Source organism: Streptomyces sp. NPDC027663 (assembly GCF_055566415.1).
The window spans coordinates 74,412-94,857 of record NZ_JBVHSK010000021.1; the positions used below are offsets into that span (position 1 = coordinate 74,412).

Consider the following 20,446-nt stretch of genomic DNA (forward strand, 5'->3'; position numbering starts at 1 on the left):
GTGCGAGATGGTGCTCAATGAATTCCACGCCCGGGTGGCCGAGGCACCGGATGCGGTCGCGGTGCAGGACGGTGACCTGACACTGACCTACCAAAGCCTTGCCGCGCATGCGTCCGCTCTGGCGATCGAGCTCACCGGCCGGGGGGTGGGCCAAGACAGCGTCGTGGCCGTCTACGCCGACCGGTCAGCGGAACTGGTGGTCGCCGAGCTGGCCGTCCTGCTGGCGGGCGCGGCCTACCTGCCGCTGGACCCGGCCCACCCGGCCGCGCGGATCCGCCAACTGCTGGAAGCCTCCGGCGCCGCCGCGGTCCTCAGCACCGCGCCGCTGGTGTCCGGCGGAGCACCGCTGGGCGACGACGTCCTGCTGGTCGATCTGACCAAGGAACCGTCCGAGGCGACCGTCTTGGCACCGCCCCACCCGAACGGCGCCGCACTGGCCTACGTGATCTACACATCGGGTTCGACCGGCCGGCCCAAGGGCGTCGCGGTGACCCACGCGGGCCTGGCCAACTTGATGCACTGGCACCAGAGGACCTACCGCACGCGGCGCCAGGACCGCTCGACCCTGCTGGCCAGTCCCGGATTCGACGTGTCCGTCCAGGACGTCTGGTTCACCCTGACCGCCGGCGCCACACTGGTGGTGCCGCCCGCCGAGGTGCGCACCTCGCCGTCCGCGCTCACCGCCTGGCTGGCCGACGAGCAGATCACCGTGACCTTCCTGCCCACCCCGCTGGCCGAGGCTGTCCTCGACGAGACCTGGCCCGCGCACACGGCGCTCCGGTACCTGCACACCGGCGGCTCGGCGATGCAGCGCGGCGTGCCCGACGGGCTGCCTTTCACCGTGATCAACCTCTACGGGCCGACCGAAGGCACGGTGAAGGTGACGGCCGGCGAGGTGCTGCCCAAGGGACCCGTGCCGCCGCCGATAGGCGTGCCCGTCGACGGCGTGCGCTGCTACGTGCTCGACGGGCTCGACCCGGTGCCCGACGGCGAGGCCGGCGAACTGTGCCTGGCCGGCGCGTGCGTGGCACGCGGATACCTGCACGACCCGGTGAGCACCGCGGCGGCGTTCGTGCCCGACATCGGCGCCCCCGGACAGCGCATGTACCGCACCGGCGACAAGGTCCGCCGCCGCCCCGACGGGGTCTTCGAGTACATCGGCCGCTACGACGACCAGGCCAAGATCCGCGGGTTCCGGATCGAACCCGGCGAGGTGGCCACGGTCCTCAAGCAGCACCCCGGCGTCCGGGACGCCTTCGTGGCGGTCGAAAATTCCGGCCGCCCGGAGGCGCGCCTGGTCGGCTACGTGGTCACCGGCGTCCCCACGGCCGAGTTGGTCGACTTCGTCGCAGCCCGGCTGCCCAGCTACATGGTGCCGGCGGCGGTCGTCGTGCTGCCCGCGCTGCCGCTGACCCCCAACGGCAAAGTCGACCGCGCCGCGCTGCCCGCCCCCGACCGCTCAGCGGCCGGCCTGGCCGACACCGCCGTCCCGCCCCGCACCCCGACCGAGGCGGCACTGGCAAGGATCGTGGCCGGGCTGCTCGGCGGCACGGAAGTCGGCGTCCACGACGACTTCTTCGCCCTCGGCGGGAACTCGCTGCTCGTCGCGGGGCTCGCGGCCCGTATCACCGCGGAGCTGCACGCCGTGGTGAGCGTGCCCGAGCTGTTCGGCGCGCCCACCGTCGCCGATCTTGCGGCGATCATCGACCAGCGGGCCGCCGCGACCGAAGGCAACGGCCCCGAACCCGCCGCCCAGGCGATCGCACCGACCGCACCGCCGGTGCGCCGAGCCGACCGGAACCGGCCGATACCGCTGTCCCTGCCGCAGGAGAGGGTCTGGTTCTTCGAGCAGCTCTCGCCCGGCAACCTGGCCTACAACTTCCAGGCCACGGTGTCCCTGCAGGGCGACGTGGACGTCGACGCCCTGCGCGCGACGCTCGACGAGATCGTCCGCCGCCACGAGGTCCTGCGCACCGCCTTCGTCTCCGTCGGCGGAGTGGGCTACCAGCGCCCGCTCGCGCAGGCCAAGGCGTCGCTGCAGGTGCTCGACGTCCCGGCCGAACAGGCCGACGAGGTCGTCGCCGCGCAACTGCGCGAGCCGTTCGACCTGACCAAGCCGCCCCTGGCCCGCTGGGTACTGCTGCGCCACGGGAACGGGCACAACACCTTCCTCCACGTGGAACACCACTTCGTCCACGACGGCTGGTCGCTCTCGGTGTTCCTGTCCGAGTTCCGCGCCCTCTACCCGGCCTTCGTCGCCGGACAGCCCTCACCGCTGCCCGAACTCGCCGTCCAGTACGCGGACTACGCCATCTGGCAGCGGGACTGGATGCGCGGCGAAGTGCTGCGCCGCCACGTCGACCACTGGACCGCCCGCCTGGCCGGCGCCCCGGACACGCTGGAACTGCCCGCCGACCGGCCGCGGCCGCCGGTGATGACCTTCCGCGGCCGGGCGCCGCGGATCCGCATCCCCGCCGAACTGGCCCGGCAACTGCGCGCCTTCAGCCGCGAGAACCGGGTGTCGCTGTTCTCCACCATGTACGCCGGCTTCGCCGCACTGCTGTACCGCTACACCGGACAGCAGGACATGCTCGTCGGGACCGGCGCGGCGAACCGGAACGCGCCCGAGCTGGAGCCGCTGCTCGGCATGCTCGTCAACACGCTGGTCATGCGCACCAAGGTGTCGGCCGACCAGCCGTTCAGCGACTTGCTGGCGCAGGTGCGCCAGAGCGTCTCCGAGACACTGGCCTGGTCGGACACCCCCGTCGACGCGGTGATCGACGCGATCGACCCGGCCCGCGACCCCTCGCGCACCCCGCTGTTCCAGGTCATGTTCAGCTTCCACGACTCGGCAGTGCCCGACATCGACTTCGGCGGGCTCACCGGCAGGGTCACCGAACGCTCGAACAACTCGGCCAAGGCCGACCTCAACGTGATCGTGATCCCGCGGGCCGAGCAGCGCCTCGGCCGGGCGCCCCGCCCCGAGGACGACGACCTCGCCATGATCTGGGAGCACTCGGCCGACCTGTTCGACGAAGCCACCATGGAGCGGATGGTCACGCACTACCTGACCCTGCTCGCCGACGCGGTGGCCCGGCCGCAGACGCGCGTGGGCACCCTGCGCCTGCTCCCGGACGCGGAAGCGGACCAGCTCGACCGCTGGGCCCACGGGCCCGCCGCGGCCGACACCCAGCCGGTGACCGAGCTGATCGCACGACAGGTGCGGACGCGACCGGACGCCACCGCGGTGCGCTGGCCCGAGGGGCAGCTCAGCTACGGCCGGCTGTGGCAGCGCGCCGGCGCACTGGCCCACCGGCTCCGCGAATCCGGCATCACCGCCGAGGAACCGGTGGCGGTGTACGCCGATCGCTCCCCCGAGCTGGTGGTCGGCGAACTCGCGGTGCTCATGGCCGGCGGATGCTACCTGCCCGTGGACCCGAGCTACCCGGCCGAGCGAATCGCCTTCATCCTGCAGGACGCCGGCGCACGCAAGATCCTCACCACGTCCCAGACACGGCTGCAGCTGCCGGCCTCCACGCAGAGCCTCCACGTCTTCGACCTGGCCGCCGACACCACCGACGAGCCGGTCCACGCGGACCAGCTCACCCCCGAGCGGCTGGCCTACCTCATCTACACCTCGGGATCCACCGGCCGGCCCAAGGGCGTCGCACTGGAACACCGGGGCCTCGCGAACCTGGTCGCCTGGCACATGGCCGAGTACGCGCTCGATCCGGCAGACCGCACCACACTGTTCGCCAGCCCCGGATTCGACGCATCCACGTGGGAGATCTGGCCCACCCTCGCGGCAGGCGCCACCCTGAACGTCGTCCCGCCGCAACTGCGGGCCGCACCGGCGGAACTGGTGCGCTGGCTCGGCGACGAGAAGATCACCGCAGCATTCCTGCCCACCCCCGTCGCCGCAGCCGTACTGGCCGAACCGTGGCCGGCCGACACCGCGCTGCGCGCGCTGCTGACCGGCGGCGACGTGCTGCCGGCAGCGCCCTCCGACGGCCTGCCGTTCCAGCTGTTCAACCACTACGGACCGACGGAGAACACCGTGGTGGCGACAGCGGGCCTCGTCCCACCGGACCCGGCAGGACTGCGGCCGCCCATCGGCAGGCCGATCAGCGGGGTCAACGCGCACGTGCTGGACACCGAAGGACAGCCCGTGCCCACCGGTGTCCGCGGCGAACTGTACCTCGGCGGCACGGCAGTGGCCCGCGGCTACGTCAACCACCCCGAACTGACCCAACAGAGCTTCCTCACCGACTCGGTCGCCGCCCAACCCGGCGAACGCCTGTACCGCACCGGCGACCTGGTCCGCTGGCGCCCCGACGGCCAGCTGGAATTCCTCGGCCGCGCGGACGAACAGGTGAAGATCCGGGGCTTCCGGATCGAGCCCGAAGAAGTGGCGGCAACGCTCAGGGAGCACCCGGACGTACGGGACGCCGTCGTCGTCGCCCGCGCGTTCTCGGCCGGAGCCGAAGCCTCGCTCACGGCATACGCCTGCACCGACGGCCGCAGCGAAACCACCCCCGAGGAAAAGCTGCTGGCGTTCCTGCAGGACCGGCTGCCCGCGTACATGGTCCCGGACAAGATCGTGCTGCTCCCCGCCCTGCCGCTCACCGAACACGGCAAGGTGGACCACGACGCGCTGGCCGCCCTGACACCGAGCACCCCGGCCGAACCCCAGGCACAGCAGGCACCGCGGACACCGACGGAAGAACGCGTCGCCCAGCTCGCCTCGGCGCTGCTCCACGACCAGCCGGTGGGGCGCGCGGACGACTTCTTCCGCGCCGGCGGCCACTCCCTGCTGGCGGCCCGGCTGGTGGCCCAGGTCAACGAGGCCTTCGGCGTCGAGGTCCCGATCTTCACGTTCCTCCAGCGACCCACCGTGGCGAGCCTCGCGGACGCCGTGACCGCCGCCGCGACAGGACCGAAAACAGGCCCCGCCCCGATCACGCCGCGCAACCGCCGCACGGCCGTGCAGCCGCCGTCCGGGCTCGACCGGCCCAGTGACGAGAAAGGCGAGTCGCTCCTGCGCGACGCGCAGGAATCCGAGGTGCAGCAGTGAGCGGAGCCATCGAACCGGAAGCCGGGGGAGAGAACAGTTCGGCTCCGCTGTCGTACGCACAACAGCGACTGTGGTTCCTCGACCAGCTGCAGCCGGGCAGCTCGGTCTACAACGTCCCGCTCGGCTACGACATCACCGGCCCGGTGCACCGCACCGCGCTCGAACAAGCGCTGACCGAAGTCGTGCGGCGCCACGAGATCCTGCGAACCGCCTTCCGCTCCACCGGCGGGACCCCCCACCAGGTGGTCCTGCCGCCCGCCCCCGTGCCCATACCCGTCGTCGACCTGACCGCACCCGGCCGGACGCCGGACGAGGCGCCGCGGCTCGCGGACGAGGAAGCCAGCGCCCCGTTCGACCTGGTGGCCGGCCGGGTCATCCGCGCCCGCCTGCTGCGCCTGGGCGAGCAGCAGCACCGGCTGCTGCTCACCGTGCACCACCTCGCCTGCGACGCCGCATCGGTCGGCACACTCGGCAGGGAACTCGAAGTCCACTACCGGGCCGCCCTGACCGGCCAGGAACACCGCGAGCCCGACCTGCCCATGCAGTACGCCGACTTCGCCGAGTGGCAGCAGAGCACGCTGGCCGGACCCGAGCTCGACCGGCTGCTGGCGTACTGGACGGACCGGCTGGCCGGCATGCCCGCCCAGCTCCTGCCCACCGACCACACCCGCCCGCTGGTACAGAGCTACCGCGGCGCCGCGCTCACCTTCGAGCTGCCGCCGGCATCGGTCCAGCGGCTCGAAGAGCTGGGCAGGACCGAAGGCGTCACGCTCTACAGCGTCCTGCTCGCCGCTTTCGCGGTACTGCTGCGGGCACACGTCGGCCAGGACGAAGTCGTCGTCGGCACCCCGGTCTCCGGACGGGAACGGCCCGAACTGGCCCGCCTCATCGGATTCTTCACCAACACCCTGGTGCTCCGCTGCGACCTCGCCTCCAGCCCGACGTTCCGTGAGCTGATCCAGCGGCTGTGGGCGGAAGTCAAGGGAGCGCTCGCCCACCAGGACCTGCCGTTCGAGAAACTCGTCGAAGAACTGCACCCCGACCGCGACCTCGCCCAGAACCCGCTGTTCCAGGTGCTGTTCAGCTACCGGTACGAAGAAGAAGGAACAGGGCTGCGCCTGGACGGCTGCCAGGTGCACCCGGTGCTGGGCGACACCGGCGCGGCGAGGTTCGACCTCACCCTGAGCCTCACACGGACCCCGGCCGGCGTGACCGGCCGGCTGGAGTACAGCACGGACCTGTTCGAAGCCGCGACCGCCCAGCGGATCGCCGAACGGTACGTCAACGTCATCACCGCCGCCGCGCACGCCCCGGACCGCCCCGTCGACGAACTGGCGGTGCTGCCGGCAGCCGAGCTGGCCACCCTCGCCGACTGGCAGACCGGCGCCCAGGCCGAGACCCCCGACGCCCTGGTGCACCAACTGCTCGCGCAGCGAGTGGCCGCGACACCCGACGCGGTCGCCGTGGTCGCGGCCGACGCCACCCTGACCTACCGCGAGCTGGACCGGCTCGCCGACCGGCTCGCCGGCCGGCTGCGCCGGCTCGGCGTGGCACCGGACGAGCCGGTAGGCGTCCACCTCGGCCGCACATCCCTGCTGATGGTCACCCTGCTGGGGATCCTCAAAGCGGGCGCGGCGTACCTCCCGCTGGATCCCGACTACCCGCGCGACCGACTGGCGTTCATGGTCGGCGACGCCGGCGTGCGACTGGTCGTCGCGGACTCCGGCTCCGCCGCAGCCGCCGGCCGCCTCGGTGCCTCCCACGTCGTGGTCCCCGACCTGGCCGGAACACCGGACAGCCCGCCCGACGACCCGCCCCCGGCAGTCACCGCCGACAACCTGGCGTACGTGATCTACACGTCCGGATCCACCGGACAGCCCAAGGGCGTCATGGTCACCCACCGCAACGTGGCCAACCTCTTCGCCGGGATGGACGACGTCTTCGGCGCCGACGAGCCCAGCACCTGGCTCGCGGTGACCAGCGTCTCCTTCGACATCTCCGTGGTCGAGCTGCTGTGGGCGCTGACACACGGCCACCGGATCGTGCTGCGCCGTGAACCACCCCTGCCGTCGGCCCCGGCCGCCGCGCAGTCGGCCGCGGTGGCCCAGGCCCGCGCCCGGCACATCGACTTCAGCCTGCTCTACTTCGGCAGCGACTCCGAAGCCAGCTCCGACGACCGCTACCGCCTGCTGCTCGAGGGCGCGAAGTTCGCCGACCGCAACGGCTTCACGGCCGTGTGGACCCCCGAACGCCACTTCCACCAGTTCGGCGGACTGTACCCGAACCCCTCGGTGATGGCGGCGGCCGTCGCCGCGGTCACCGAGCGCGTCCAGGTGCGTGCGGGCAGCGTGGTCATGCCGTTGCACGACCCGCTGCGGGTGGCCGAGGAATGGTCCGCCGTGGACAACATCTCGGCCGGCCGGGTCGGCATCTCCCTCGCATCCGGCTGGCACGCCAACGACTTCACGCTCGCACCGGACCGGTACGACAAGCGCAAGCAGCTGATGATGGACGGCCTCGCCGAGGTCCGGAAGCTGTGGCGCGGCGAGAAGGTGCCGCGGCGCAACGGCGTCGGCGCCGAGGTCGAGGTCGGCGTCTTCCCCCGGCCCGTCCAGCCGGAGCTGCCGGTGTGGCTGACCAGCGCCAAGCACCCGGAAACCTTCCGGATGGCAGGCGAGGCCGGCACCGGGGTGCTCACCCACCTCCTCGGGCACAGCCTGGAGGAACTGGCCGAGAAGATCGCGCTGTACCGCAAGACCTGGCGCGAGCACGGGCACGGACCCGGGGACGGCCACGTGGTGGTCATGGTCCACACGTTCGTCGGCCCGGACATCGACGAGGTCCGCGAGCTGGTCCGGGAACCGATGAGCCGGTACCTGGAGACCTCCTTCGACCTGATCGCCTCGCTCGGCATCACCACCGGAAGCGCCGAGGACTTCAAGGCGCTTCCCCCCGAGGAACTGCGGGAACTGGTCGACCGGGCATTCGACCGGTTCTTCGCCACCGCCAGCCTGCTCGGCACACCGGAGGTCTGCGCCGACATGGTGGACCGGATGAAGGCCGCCGGCGTCGACGAGGTCGCCTGCCTGATCGACTTCGGCGTCGAGGAGAAGGCGGCACTCGACGCCCTGACCCACCTGACCACCGTCCGGGAGATCAGCGACGAGCGCAAGAACGCCGCGCTGGCAAAGGCCGAGGAACCGGTCGCCGAACAACTGTGCGAGCACACGGTGACGCACCTGCAGTGCACGCCCTCACTGGCCCGCGCCCTGCTGGCCGACCAGGACGCGCGCACCCAACTGCCCCGGCTCGAACGACTGCTGGTGGGCGGCGAAGCACTCCCCGCCGACCTGGCCCGCGAACTCGCCGACACCGTCGCAGGCACGGTCCACAACATGTACGGGCCGACCGAGGCCGCGGTCTGGGCGACGACGTCCCAGATCCCGCCCGACGGCGGCCCGGTGACCATCGGGCGGCCGCTGGCGAACGTACGGGCCTACGTGGTCGATCGTGACACGCGGCTGTGCCCGGCGGGCGTACCCGGAGAACTGCTGCTCGGCGGGGACGGCGTGGTCCGCGGCTACCTCAACCGCACCGAGGTGACCGCCGAACGCTTCCAGCCCGACCCGTTCGCCGGCCGGCCCGGCGCACGCGCCTACCGAACGGGCGACCTGGCCCGCTGGACGCCCGGCGGCGCACTCGAATTCCTCGGCCGACTCGACGACCAGGTCAAGCTGCACGGCCACCGGATCGAACTCGGCGAGATCGAGACGGCGCTCGCCGAACACCCGGGCGTCCGCTCGGCAGTCGCCGTCATCCGGGGCACCGGCGCGGAACAACGGATCACCGGCTACTACGTTCCGGCAACCGACCGGCCCACGACCGGCACCGAACTGCGCGCCTTCCTCGCCACACGGCTGCCCGGCTACATGCTGCCCAGCGCCCTCCACCCCATCGACGCGATGCCGTTGACCCCGAACAAGAAGGTCGACCGCAGGGCGCTGCCCGACCTGTCGGACGCACGACCCGACGGCACGACCGCGTACGCTCCGCCGACGAACGCGACCGAACGGCTGGTCACCGACGTGTGGCGGGAGGTACTCGGCGTGGACCGGGTCGGCCTGGACGACAGCTTCTTCGCCCTCGGCGGAAACTCACTGCTCGTGGTCGTGGCCAGGGCCCGCCTGCTCGAACACCGTGACAGCGGGCTCTCGTTGGTGGACATGTTCCGCTACCCGTCCGCACGCGCGCTCGCCGAGGCCATCGACCGCAAGCCGGCCGAAGGACCCGACGAGGCGGTCAGCGCGGGTGCCGCACGGGCAGCCGCCCGCCGCGTCGCAGGACAGGCCGCCGCACGCCGAGCGGGCAGGACGGGGGCGTGAGCGTGCCAGCGAACTTTTCGACACGGCACCGAGCCGAGGGGGGCCTTGGGTGAGTACCGGGACAGAAGACGGAATGGAGCCGATCGCGGTCGTCGGGCTCGCCGGACGGCTGCCGGGAGCCCCCACCATCGAGGCGTTCTGGCGCAACCAGCGTGACGGCGTCGAATCGGTCTCCAGGTTCAGCACCCGGCAACTGGCCGACGCCGGGTGGCCGAAGGAAATGGTCACCCACCCCGACTACGTGCCCGCCGCCGCCGTCATCGAGGACGCCGACCACTTCGACGCCGAGTTCTTCGGATACACCGAGGAACAGGCGCAGATCAGCGATCCACAGCAGCGGATCTTCGCCGAATGCGTCTGGCACGCGCTGGAGGACACCGGACACGACCCGTCGCGGTTCGACGGCGCCGTGGGCGTCTACGCCGGCTGCTTCGCCAACAAGTACCTGCCACTGAACCTCCTGGCGAACGCTCGGTTCCGCGGATCGCTGTCGGCCTTCTCCGCACGCCCCTACAACGACAAGGACTTCCTCGCGACCAGGGCGGCATACCTGTGCGACCTCCGCGGCCCCGCGATGACCGTGCAATCGGCATGCTCCACGTCGCTCGTCGCCATCCACCTCGCCTGCCAGGCACTGCTGAGCCACGAGTGCGACATGGCACTGGCAGGAGGAGTGGCACTGCCCATCCCGCTGATCGGCGGCTACCCGGTCGTCGCAGGCGGCATCTTCGCGCGTGACGGCCACTGCCGGCCCTTCGACGCCGCCTCCAGCGGAACCGTCCCCGGATACGGCGTCACGGTCGTGGCACTGCGCAGGCTCAGCGACGCACTCGCGGACAACGACCACATCCGCGCACTCATCCTCGGCAGCGCGGTCAACAACGACGGCTCGGCGAAATTCGGGTTCAACGCGCCGAGCATGCAGGCACAGGCCGAGGTGATCGCCACCGCACAGGCCGTCGCCGGCGTGAAGCCGGAGAGCATCGGCTACATCGAAGCGCACGGCACAGGCACCCCGCTCGGCGACCCGATCGAGCTGGCCGGCCTCACCAAGGCCTTCAACACCAGCGAACGCGGGTTCTGCGCGATCGGCTCGACGAAGGCCAACATCGGCCACCTGGACGCGGCCGCAGGAGCGGCGGGCTTCGCCAGGGCGGTACTGGCCCTCGAACACGGCGAGATCCCGCCGAGCATCAACTTCGACACGCCCAACCCGGCCCTGCTGCTGGACCGCACACCGTTCTACGTCCCGACCACCGCCCGCCCCTGGCCACGCGGCGCGACACCGCGACGCGCCGGAGTCAGCGCCTTCGCGGTCGGCGGTACCAACGCCCACCTGGTGCTCCAGGAAGCACCGGCACCGCGAGCCGCCGAGCCGAACGCACGCGACTGGCACCTACTCGTGCTGTCCGCACGCAGCGGAAAGGCCCTGGCGGCCGCCGCAAGCAACCTCGCCGACCGCCTGGACCGCCAGGACGACCTCGACCTCGCCGACGTCGCCCACACCCTGCAGGTCGGCCGCCGCGCATTCCCGTTCCGCCGGCACCTGGTGTGCCGCGACCGGGCCGAGGCGACAGCCGCCCTCCGGGCACTGGCACAGCCCGGCACCGTGGACACCGCCGACGACGTGAAAGCCCACCAGGTGGTCTTCATGTTCCCCGGCAGCGCCTCCCACCGGCCGGACGCCGCTACGGCGATCTACCGCAGCGAACCGGTCTTCGCCCAGGAAGTGGACCGCTGCGCCGAACTTGCACGGCCACTGCTCGGCTACGACCTGCGCGCGCTGCTCTTCCCATCCACCTGGGACGGCCCGCAGACAGGGCACGACGACCCGCGCGGCGTGCCGACCGCGGCCTTCAGCCTGCAGTGGGCCCTCGCACGGCTATGGCAGTCGTGGGGCGTAGACCCCACCGCGATGATCGGCGAAGGTGACGGCGAGTACGTGGCAGCCTGCCTGGCCGGCGTGATCGACCTGGCGGGCGCCATCGGCATCACGGCCGCCGGCGCCGAGGCCCGCTCCCGCGCCGGGACGGGCGGGGTGACCGACGCGCACGCCTCCGAGTTCGCCGCCGAGGTGGCACGCCACGAGCTCAAACCGCCGCAGGTGCCCTACGTCTCCGCGGCGACCGGAACCTGGATCACCCCCCAGGGCGCCGGGGAGCCGGCCCATTGGGCCCGCCACCTCCGCGAACCGGTCCCCTTCACCGACGGCCTGCGCGAACTGGGCGGCGAGGACGGCCGGATCCTGCTGGAGGTGGGGCCGGACAGCGCACTGACCGAGACCGTCGCCCGGCAGGAGACGGCGGAGCAGCTGACGGCGCTGCCGTCGCTGACTCCCGCGCGCGGGAGCCGATCCGGCCTCGCCGCCCTGCTCGACACCGTCGGCAAGCTCTGGCAGTCCACCGTCGACATCGACTGGGACGCCTTCCGCGGCACATCCCGACCGCGGCGAGTGTCCCTGCCGGGCTACCCGTTCCAGCGCAGCCGCTACTGGATCGGCCCCGACTCCGGCAGTTACGAACCACTGGGTTTGGAGGAGGCGTCATGGACGAGCCACTCATCGCCATCGTAGGCGCGGGCGTCATGGGCACCGGAATCTCGACGCTCGCCGTCGGACACGGACTGCCCGTTGTCCTGGTGGACATCGACGAAGGCGTGCTGGACCGCGCCGCCGCCGCATCCGCCAACGGCCTGCGGCACGCACAGCTGACGGGCGCGCTGCCGGCCGGGCGCACCCCGGCGAAACTTCGCACCACACTCTCGCTGAACGACGTCGCGGACGCCGCAGTGGTCATCGAGGCAGTCACCGAACTGCCCGACAGGAAAGCGGAAGTCCTCGCCGACGTGTCGGTGCTGGTCCGCCCCGGAACCCCCCTGATCTCCAACACCTCCGGCATACCCATCGACGAAATGGCCGCGTGGGTGAAAAGCCCGGGCGACCTCATCGGAACGCACTTCATGAACCCCGCGTACCTGATCTCCATGGTCGAGGTGATCCGCGGCCCACAGACCGCGGACAGGACCGTCGAGTCGGTGCTCTCGCTGCTGACCCGGATCGGCCGGCGTGCGGTGGTGGTCCGTGACGCCCCCGGTTTCGTGACCAGCCGGCTCCTGCACCCGATGATCAACGACGCCGCGCGGGTGGTCAGCGCCGGCACCGCCACCGTCGAGGACGTGGACACCCTGATGCAGGGCTGCCTCGGCCATCCGACGGGCCCGCTGCGCACCGCGGACCTGATCGGCATCGACAACCTCGTCGACGCTCTGGAGGCGCTGTACGCCCGGACCGGAGACGAGCGGTGCCGTCCCAGCGAGCTTCTTCTCGAAAAGGTCCGGCGAGGTGAACTCGGCCGAAAGAGCGGCCGAGGCTTCTACAACTACAGTGAGGAACAGTCATGACCCCGGAACAGCAGACCGAAAAGGCGCCCTTCGACGTGGACGCCGTCGTCGACGAGATCACCAGGTTCGTGGCCGAGCAGACCCGGATCAGCCCCGAGGCGGACCAGGACCTCTTCACCACCGGGGTCGCCAACTCCATGTTCGCCATGCAGCTGGTCGTGTTCCTGGAGCAGGCCTACTCCGTGACGGTCGCCGGGCCGGACTTGCAGCTGTCCAACTTCCGCACGGTCAAGAGCATGGCCGCGCTCGTCGGCCGACTCCAGGCAGAGTCTGCCGCAGACAGCGATGTCTGACGCACTCACCCCAGGGCACGAGGACATCTGGCGTTTCGTAGGGGACAACGCCGGCGCATGGGACATCGCCGGCGAGATCCCACGAACCGTCCTGAGCGAACTCGGCGCCGCCGGCGTGCTCTGCGCCGAAGTGCACAAACAATACGGCGGACTCGGTCTGGGCAGTCAGGAGAGCGGGACGCTCACCGCCCACGCCGGGAGCCTGTGCAGCTCGCTGCGCAGTGTGATGACCTCGCAGGGCATGGCGGCGTGGACCGTGCAACGCCTCGGCACCCGTGACCAGCGGGCCGTGTTCCTGCCGCAACTGACCAGCGGACGGCTCGCGGCCGTCGCCTTCAGCGAGCCGGACGCCGGCAGCGACCTCGGCGCGATGACCACCGAGCTGCGTTTAGCCGGTGACACGGTGATCGTGGACGGCAGCAAGACGTGGATCACCGCCGCGGCCTATGCCGACCTGATCGTCGTCATAGGAAAAGCGGGCGACAACGCGGCAGCGGTCGTCGTGCCCACGAATGCCGAGGGCGTCAGGATCGAGAAGATCCCGCACCCGATCGGCTGCCGTGCGGCAGGCCACGCGCAGGTGCGGCTGGACGGCGTACGCCTGCCGGCCGCCAACGTCCTCGGCGGCACCGGACTGTCGCTGCCGTTCCTGGTGACGACCGCCCTGGCCTACGGCCGGATGTCGGTGGCATGGGGCTGCGTCGGCATCCTGCGCGGCTGCCTCGACGCGGTGACCGAACACGCAAGATCGCGGCGGCAGTTCGGCAAACCGATCGCGGACCACCAACTGGTCTCCCGCAGGGTCGCCGAGCTCTATGCCGCCGAGCAGGTCGCCACCGCGGTGTGCCGGCACGCCGGCGAGCGCTGGGAGTCGGGTTCGCCGGACCTCGTGATCGCCACCGTCCTCGCCAAGCACGTCAGTGCGACCCAGGCCGTGCACGGGAGCGCGTCGGCCATGCAGATCATGGCCTCGGCGGGCGCATCGGACGGCCACGTGGTCGCCCGCGCCTACCGGGACGCGAAGCTGATGGAGATCATCGAGGGCAGCAGCGAGATATGCCAGCTCGAACTCGCCAGACACGCCCTGGCGACCGGGAACAGCGCAGTGCGGCAGGAGGAGGCGCAGTGAGCGGACCATTGCCACCGGACGAACCGATCACCACCGTCAAATGTGTCGTCTGGGACCTGGACAACACGCTGTGGAAAGGCACCCTCCTCGAGGGCGACGACGTGGCCGTCGACGACCAGGTCCACAAGACCATCGTGGGCCTCGACTCCCGCGGCATCCTGCAGGCCGTCGCGAGCAAGAACGACCACGGCGCCGCCTGGCAGCGCCTCGAAGACCTCGGCATCGCCGAGTACTTCGTGCTCGCCAGGATCGGGTGGGGCCCCAAGTCGTCGTCGGTACGGGAGATCGCCGACGAACTGAAGTTCGCCCACCACACGATCGCCTTCGTCGACGACCAGCCGGCCGAACGCGCCGAGGTGGCGTTCCACCTGCCGCAGGTGCGCTGTTACCCGGCCGAGTCGGCGCCCGAACTGCTGACGCTGCCCGAGTTCACCCCGGCAACGGTGACTGTCGACTCGCGCCGCCGCCGCCAGATGTACCAGGCGAACGCGCGGCGTCAGGCCGAGCAGGAGTCGTTCGACGGCCCGTCGGAGGAGTTCCTGCGCTCGCTGGACCTCGCGATGGAGATCTGCCGAGCCACCGCCGACGACCTGTCCCGGATGGAAGAGCTGACACTGCGCACCAGCCAGATGAACGCGACCGGAGTGCACTACTCCGACGCCGACCTGCGCGCGCTCCTGGACGACGCACGCCACGAGGTCCTCGCAGTGACGATGAGCGACCGCTTCGGGTCTCACGGCGCGGTCGGTGTCGCGCTCGTGGAGACCGGCCCGGCGGTGTGGCACCTGAAGCTCCTGGCCACCTCGTGCCGGGTCGTCTCGTTCGGCGCCGGCGCCACCGTGCTGAACTGGCTGGTCAACGAGGCGGCGACGGCCGGCGCCCATCTGGTCGCGGACTTCCGGCCGACCGCACGCAACCGGGTCATGGAAGTCGCCTACCGGTTCGCCGGGTTCACCGACGAGCTCTGCGCATGCCTTGCCGAACTGCCGCCGCCGGACGGCGGGCAGACACAACGACTGCACATCACACCGACACCGAGACCGGCGCCCTGCACGATACGTCTCACCACCGTCCCACTGGCCACGACCTGACACGTCGTTTCCTCCGGTCGCGTGTGATCGCGTCGGCCGTCGTGCTCATCGAGACATCGGCCTCGCCGTACGTCCCGTGGCCGGCTTCGCCCGCGTCGGTGCACCCGAGGCCCACACGCTCGCCGCCCCGCTCGTCCGCGAGGGCGGCGAGCGTCCGCGTCGCGTCACCGATGCGAACTGCATACGTTCGGCGACTTCGGCGGCGGAATCCGCCCGTTGTGGTCTCCGTCGCGCAGGAGTCCTCCGACGGCCCGTCGGAGGACTCCTGCGCTCGTCGGATCCCGTGATGGAGATCAGCCGAGCCACTGCCGGTGACCTGGCCCGGTGGACTGGTCGGTCACAACGAGGCGGCGGGGGCCGGCGGCCGGCACGATGCGTCTCACCGCCGTGCCACTGGCCACGACCCGGTACGTCACCTCTTCCGGGCGAGTGTGATCCCGTCGGCCATCGTGAGCATCGAGACGTCCACGCGCGGATCGTCTCGCAGCGACGCGTTGAGCGCCCGGACCGCGGCGGTGTCCGGGTCATGGCTGTCCGGGTCGACCACTCGGCCGAAGAAGAGCGTGTTGTCTATGACTATCAGCCCTTCCGGCCGCGCGAGGCGGAGCGCGGCCTCGTAGTACGTCCCGTAGTTGGCTTTGTCCGCGTCGATGAACACGAGGTCGAAACTGTCGCCGCCCTGCTCGTCCGCGAGGGCGGCGAGCGTCCGCGTCGCGTCACCGATGCGAACGTCTATGCGTTCGGCGACCCCGGCGCGCTGCCAGTACGCGGCGCCGATCGCCGGCCACCGCCCATTGAGGTCAAGGGTGACCACCCTGCCGTCCGGTGGCAGCGCACGCGCCATGCACAGCGTGCTGTAGCCGGTGAAGGTGCCGATCTCCAGCACCGATCTGGCACCGGACAGGCCGACGAGAAGCGCCAGCAGCTGGCCCTCCTCGGCCATGACCTGCATGGCCGAGCCGCCCGGCAACCCCGCGGTCTCCTCCCGCAGTTCAGCCAGGATCGGGTCCTCCCGCAAGGATACGGCGCGGACGTACTCGCGGATTTCCGGTGTTGCCACGATCTGGTCTGCCATGCCGGGGCTCACCGCCGCCTGGCGGTGCAGGAGAACGACAGCGGGATCGGGTTGCCCGGGATCCGCCAGTTGTGGTCTCCGTCGGGCACCATCAACGGGAGCCGCTGCCGTGCGTCGTAGGGAACCTCGCGGATGCGCTCGATGGTCAGGCCGGCGCCTATGAGCGCGTTCACCACCTCCTCCACGCTCCACCGCCAGCCGTACAGGCTGTGCTTCTCCACCTCCACCTCGTCGGCGATCCGGTCGGCGTAGCTCTTGGACATCTCGTGGTGCACCTGCCGGGACTGGAACAGCGAGCGTGCCACCCGCAGTTCGCCGTCGACGTCGTTGAAGAGCGTGAGCATCGGGTGGATCTCCACGACCGTGAGGGTGCCGCCCGGCTTGACGTACTGCGCCGCCACCTTGGCCCAGCCGGTGATGTCGGGCAGGAACGAGAGGGTGCCGTATCCGGTGAACACCATGTCGAACTCGCCGTCGAGCACCTTCGGTAAGTCGTAGACGTTCGCCTGGACGAAACTCGCGTCGAGGTCGAGCTCCTCGGCGAGCTCGCGAGCGATGTCGATCGCCTCGTCCGAGATGTCGGTGCCGGTGACCTGCGCGCCCATGCGGGCGAGCGAGAGCGAGTTGACGCCGATGTGGCACTGCAGTTCCAGCAGGGACCGGCCGCGGACGTCGCCCAGTTCCTCCTGTTCCAGCTTGCGCAGCATGTTGTGCCCCTGCTTGAACCTCTCGACGTCGTAGTACGAGGACTGCATATGCGCCCGTGCTCGCAGGTTGAAGCCTTCTCGGTTGGCCGATATCTTGTCGAGGTCGCTCATGGAGGTCATCGCTGTTTCCCTTCGGCGTGGATGGGCGGTTGCGGACGGTCGCCGACGACAAGCGGGGCCAGATCGCGGCGGCTGGTCACCCCGAGCTTCAGGTAGGCGCGGCCCAGGTGGTTGTCGACAGTTCGGGCGGACAGTCCCAGCCGGTGTCCGATGGCAGGGCTGGTGAATCCGGTGGCGGCCAGCAGCGCGACGTCCCGCTCGCGGCTGGTGAGATCGACCAGCGGGGCGGTGAGCTGTAACAGCGGGGTTGTCGCGGTCGGACACGCGATCGTGCTGGGGGGCGTGGAGGTGTGCCGTAGTGCGGCCGCGGCGGTGGCGGTCTCCGCGGCGAGCAGGTTCATCCCGAGTTCGCTGAAGTTCGCCGTGGCGACGTCCAAGCCTCCGGGATCGGAGCGGGCCAACGCGGCGGCGGCGCCGGCCATGGCCGGCACGACCGGCCCCGGCACCAGGTCGGTGAGCGCGGCAAGGCGATGCCGTACGGCGTTGGGATTGCCGAGACGGGCCACGTCGTAGCTTGCCGTTGCTTCGACGGCGTACTGGCCCAGGGCCAGAGCGGCGTCGGCCGCGGAGAGTGCCTGCCTGGCGGCGAGAGTGGTGTTTCCGTCGGCCGCCGTGGTCCACGCCTGGCTCAGGGTCGACCAGGGGACGAACAGGGGGCTCTCGGGTGCCCGGTCGGTGAGCTGCCGGGTCTGTTGCGTGCCGGCCCGGTCGCCGAACACGGCGAGCTCGGCCAGACGCGGCGCCAGGACGAGACGTGAGTTGCCGCCGTCGAACAGGCGTGAAATGGTCTCCGCGTCGGCGATGGCGGTGGTCACGTCGCCGACCTGGCCGCGCGGCGCCAGCCAGCCGTCGGCCACCGCGATGCTCCCGGCGGCCACCTCGTCCCGGTACCCGTTCTCGGCTGTCCGGCACGCGTGCCGGACCTGGCCGGCCATCAGCAACGCGAAGCAGTGCGCGTAGCCGATCTCGGCGAACCAGGGCCGGCTCGGGTCGGGCCGGTCAACGGCCGTCGATGCCTGGTCGAACCAGCCGGCCGGGCCGGCCGCGACGACCACGGTGGTCACTGCCGGCCGGATCGCCCCGTCGGGCACGTGCCGGTCGCGCAGCACTTTCTCGCGTGCGGCCGGTGCCTCGCGAGTACAGCCGTCCAGCAGCAGCAGGCCGGCCCAGTGTGCCTCGGCCACCGGGCTGCCGACGTTGCCCGGCCTCCGGTGCGTGGCCGCGGCGTTGCCCGCTGCCCCGTAGGGGATGGCCGCCGCGGTCACTGCCCAATGGGTGCAGCGCGCTGCCGGGGCGTTGCTCGGTGGCTGGTGGGGCGGCGGATCGGCCACCGTGACCGAACCTAATCGGTATTCGGCCGATTCATTCGCCGGAGAGGTACCGGCGACGCTGTTGCTGACGATCACGACGCCGGCTCGAGCCGCCGGCCTTAATTTGGCAATTGACTGCACAACAAGTAACCCCCCTGTGTGTTAAAAAAAGACCCTTCGTGCTGAGCCCACTGTCCGGAATTGGACCGTGCGTGCGTGAATGACCTCTCGCCCGCCCGGTTGTCCGGGCGGAACGACGTGACGTCACTATTCGTGGCGGCGTCCTGAATCGCTCTCTCAGGATCTGCATCCGACTCGGGACGCCGAACTGCAGCTATTGTTCGCGGAGTCCCCGCGGCGCCGCCGGGAATCCCCACCGGTCCCGGGTTGCACGGCCGTGCTCCACGGGACACGTCCTAGACGTCGATGGCCTTTTCGACGGGGGTCCTGCCGCCGACCACCACGTAGATGCGACCGGCGGTGTCGGGCCGGTCGATGAGCGCGACGAGCACGGCGGCGACGTCTTCCCTGGCGACTTGGTCGAACCTGGCGTGCTGTGGCGCGACCCTGTTCCCGGCGGTGAGTTCGACGGTGCCGTCGCCGTCTCCGTCGGTGAGCACGCCGGGCCGCAGCACCGTCCAGTCGAGCTTGGTCCGGGCGAAGATGTGCTGTTCGGCGGCGTGCTTGGCCCGCAGGTAGACGGAGTACCCCTCACCGATGCCGCGCTCGTCGGCACAGCCCACGTTGATGGAGCTGACGTGCAGGAACCGTCGAACACCGGCCTGTTCCGCCGCGTCCATGACGAGTACGACAGCGGCCCGGTCCATCGCGTCCCGGCGTGCGGCGGTGGCGCTGTTGCCCGAGCCGGCCGAGAAGACGACAGCGTCCGCGCCGACCAGGGCCGCGGCCACTTCGTCCACCGTTGCGCGCTCGAGATCGAGCACGACGGCCTCCCCGCCCGCTTTCCTGATGTCGTCGACGTGGCGGGGGTTGCGCACGATGCCCACGACGGAGTCGCCGCGTTCGGACAGGCGCCGGGTTAACCGCAGGGCGATCTTGCCGTGGCCGCCGGCGATGACAATCTTCATTCGATACCCTTTTTCCGGAATCGATACTTCGGGTTTCCCCGGATTCGGTGCTGCAGGCGTGCGGAGCTGTCCCGCCAGGCCTGCGCCGTGCCGAATGAGCAGTGCCGGCGACTTGCCCGGCCCGTTCATTGACGTGCAATTTCCGACAAGCAACTGATGTCATCGTCCTGTCGGCCGCCATGGCAGCCGGCAGGGGCGTCACTTGAATGGCTAATGAGTCAAGCATCGGTCGCACCTATTGGTCAATCGGGTCTTGGCCGCTTTCCCGGGCGCCGGGGTCGAGTTGGGGCCGGGCGGCGAGTGACCACAGGTAGCTCAGCGGCTCGCCATCGGGTTCGTCGGGGTACTCGGCGATCAGCTCCTCGATCCGGCGGTGGAGCGACTTCACGGACTCGGGCCGCAACCGCAGTACGCCCCGCTTGGCGCCACGACCGGAGTCCTTGCCCGCAGCTATCAGTTCGGTGCGGTGGGCGCCGAGCACGGCCAGGTCGACCTGCTGGGCCAGGCCGGAGTCGTCGGGCGTGATGATCAGGCCTCGGGTGCGTGCTGTCGCGCGATAGGGCCGTTGCAGTGCGCCGTGCTCACCGGTGCAAACCGGTTCGGCGACCAGGAAGTTGGTCTTCACCAGGGCGCGGACGTGACGCAGGGTGGTCGCGGGAGCAAGGTCGAGTTCGACCGACAGCTCCTTGTTGGTGAACGCACGGTCCAGGCACAGCCGCAGGATGCGCCAGCGGACCGGGTGCCCGAGTGCTTTGAGGTCTTCGATCGTCGCTTCCAC

12 protein-coding genes are annotated in these 20,446 nt (G+C 70.7%); 7 read left to right on the plus strand and 5 right to left on the minus strand.

All coding sequences use genetic code 11. From position 1 onward, the window contains the following. The first annotated feature begins 7 nt into the window (after positions 1–7). From ACZ4SF_RS34915 to ACZ4SF_RS34945, 7 genes are all read left to right on the plus strand, one after another. On the plus strand, positions 8–5,074 hold the full coding sequence (locus tag ACZ4SF_RS34915; RefSeq protein WP_468392533.1) for an amino acid adenylation domain-containing protein: 5,067 nt from the start codon (positions 8–10) through the stop codon (positions 5,072–5,074). Next, complete coding sequence (locus tag ACZ4SF_RS34920) at positions 5,071–9,456, plus strand: MupA/Atu3671 family FMN-dependent luciferase-like monooxygenase (RefSeq protein WP_468392535.1); 4,386 nt, start codon at positions 5,071–5,073, stop codon at positions 9,454–9,456. The genes ACZ4SF_RS34915 and ACZ4SF_RS34920 overlap by 4 nt, the downstream gene beginning before the upstream one ends. A 73-nt stretch (positions 9,457–9,529) precedes the next feature. Continuing rightward, a complete protein-coding gene (locus ACZ4SF_RS34925; RefSeq protein WP_468392537.1) occupies positions 9,530–12,028 on the plus strand; it encodes a type I polyketide synthase in 2,499 nt (832 codons plus the stop codon). Continuing rightward, complete coding sequence (locus ACZ4SF_RS34930) at positions 12,001–12,855, plus strand: 3-hydroxyacyl-CoA dehydrogenase family protein (RefSeq protein ID WP_468392539.1); 855 nt, start codon at positions 12,001–12,003, stop codon at positions 12,853–12,855. The genes ACZ4SF_RS34925 and ACZ4SF_RS34930 overlap by 28 nt, the downstream gene beginning before the upstream one ends. Then, a complete protein-coding gene (locus ACZ4SF_RS34935; RefSeq protein WP_468392541.1) occupies positions 12,852–13,148 on the plus strand; it encodes an acyl carrier protein in 297 nt (98 codons plus the stop codon). The genes ACZ4SF_RS34930 and ACZ4SF_RS34935 overlap by 4 nt, the downstream gene beginning before the upstream one ends. Further along, the gene (locus ACZ4SF_RS34940) at positions 13,141–14,277 is read left to right on the plus strand and encodes an acyl-CoA dehydrogenase family protein (protein ID WP_468392543.1); all 1,137 of its coding nucleotides are present in this window, start codon (positions 13,141–13,143) and stop codon (positions 14,275–14,277) included. The genes ACZ4SF_RS34935 and ACZ4SF_RS34940 overlap by 8 nt, the downstream gene beginning before the upstream one ends. Further along, complete coding sequence (locus ACZ4SF_RS34945) at positions 14,274–15,368, plus strand: HAD-IIIC family phosphatase (protein WP_468392545.1); 1,095 nt, start codon at positions 14,274–14,276, stop codon at positions 15,366–15,368. The genes ACZ4SF_RS34940 and ACZ4SF_RS34945 overlap by 4 nt, the downstream gene beginning before the upstream one ends. 412 nt (positions 15,369–15,780) lie before the next feature. On the opposite strand, the gene ACZ4SF_RS34950 is transcribed toward ACZ4SF_RS34945, so the two are convergent. The 5 genes from ACZ4SF_RS34950 to ACZ4SF_RS34970 all read right to left on the minus strand — a co-directional run bounded on the left by ACZ4SF_RS34950 (position 15,781) and on the right by ACZ4SF_RS34970 (position 20,446). Continuing rightward, a complete protein-coding gene (locus ACZ4SF_RS34950; RefSeq protein WP_468392547.1) occupies positions 15,781–16,443 on the minus strand; it encodes an O-methyltransferase in 663 nt (220 codons plus the stop codon). Positions 16,444–16,451: 8 nt separating this feature from the next. After that, entirely contained in the window at positions 16,452–17,270 is an 819-nt protein-coding gene (locus ACZ4SF_RS34955; RefSeq protein WP_468392549.1) for a class I SAM-dependent methyltransferase, read from the minus strand. After that, positions 17,267–18,535, minus strand: coding sequence for a helix-turn-helix domain-containing protein (locus ACZ4SF_RS34960; protein WP_468392551.1), 1,269 nt, complete (start codon positions 18,533–18,535; stop codon positions 17,267–17,269). Before ACZ4SF_RS34960 ends, ACZ4SF_RS34955 begins: the two co-directional genes overlap by 4 nt. Positions 18,536–18,996: 461 nt before the next feature. Next, positions 18,997–19,668: an SDR family oxidoreductase gene (locus ACZ4SF_RS34965; protein ID WP_468392553.1), complete on the minus strand. Its 672-nt coding sequence runs from the start codon at positions 19,666–19,668 to the stop codon at positions 18,997–18,999. 235 nt (positions 19,669–19,903) lie between these two features. Beyond that, positions 19,904–20,446, minus strand: coding sequence for an ArsR family transcriptional regulator (locus ACZ4SF_RS34970; protein WP_468392555.1), 543 nt, complete (start codon positions 20,444–20,446; stop codon positions 19,904–19,906).

Coding starts and splice junctions, on each gene's coding strand:
- ACZ4SF_RS34930 (WP_468392539.1), top strand. CDS start 12,001: ATGGACGAGCCACTCATCGCCATCGTAGGCGCGGGCGTCATGGGCACC.
- ACZ4SF_RS34925 (WP_468392537.1), top strand. CDS start 9,530: ATGGAGCCGATCGCGGTCGTCGGGCTCGCCGGACGGCTGCCGGGAGCC.
- ACZ4SF_RS34915 (WP_468392533.1), top strand. CDS start 8: ATGGTGCTCAATGAATTCCACGCCCGGGTGGCCGAGGCACCGGATGCG.
- ACZ4SF_RS34935 (WP_468392541.1), top strand. CDS start 12,852: ATGACCCCGGAACAGCAGACCGAAAAGGCGCCCTTCGACGTGGACGCC.
- ACZ4SF_RS34955 (WP_468392549.1), bottom strand. CDS start 17,270: ATGACCTCCATGAGCGACCTCGACAAGATATCGGCCAACCGAGAAGGC.
- ACZ4SF_RS34965 (WP_468392553.1), bottom strand. CDS start 19,668: ATGAAGATTGTCATCGCCGGCGGCCACGGCAAGATCGCCCTGCGGTTA.
- ACZ4SF_RS34950 (WP_468392547.1), bottom strand. CDS start 16,443: ATGGCAGACCAGATCGTGGCAACACCGGAAATCCGCGAGTACGTCCGC.
- ACZ4SF_RS34940 (WP_468392543.1), top strand. CDS start 13,141: ATGTCTGACGCACTCACCCCAGGGCACGAGGACATCTGGCGTTTCGTA.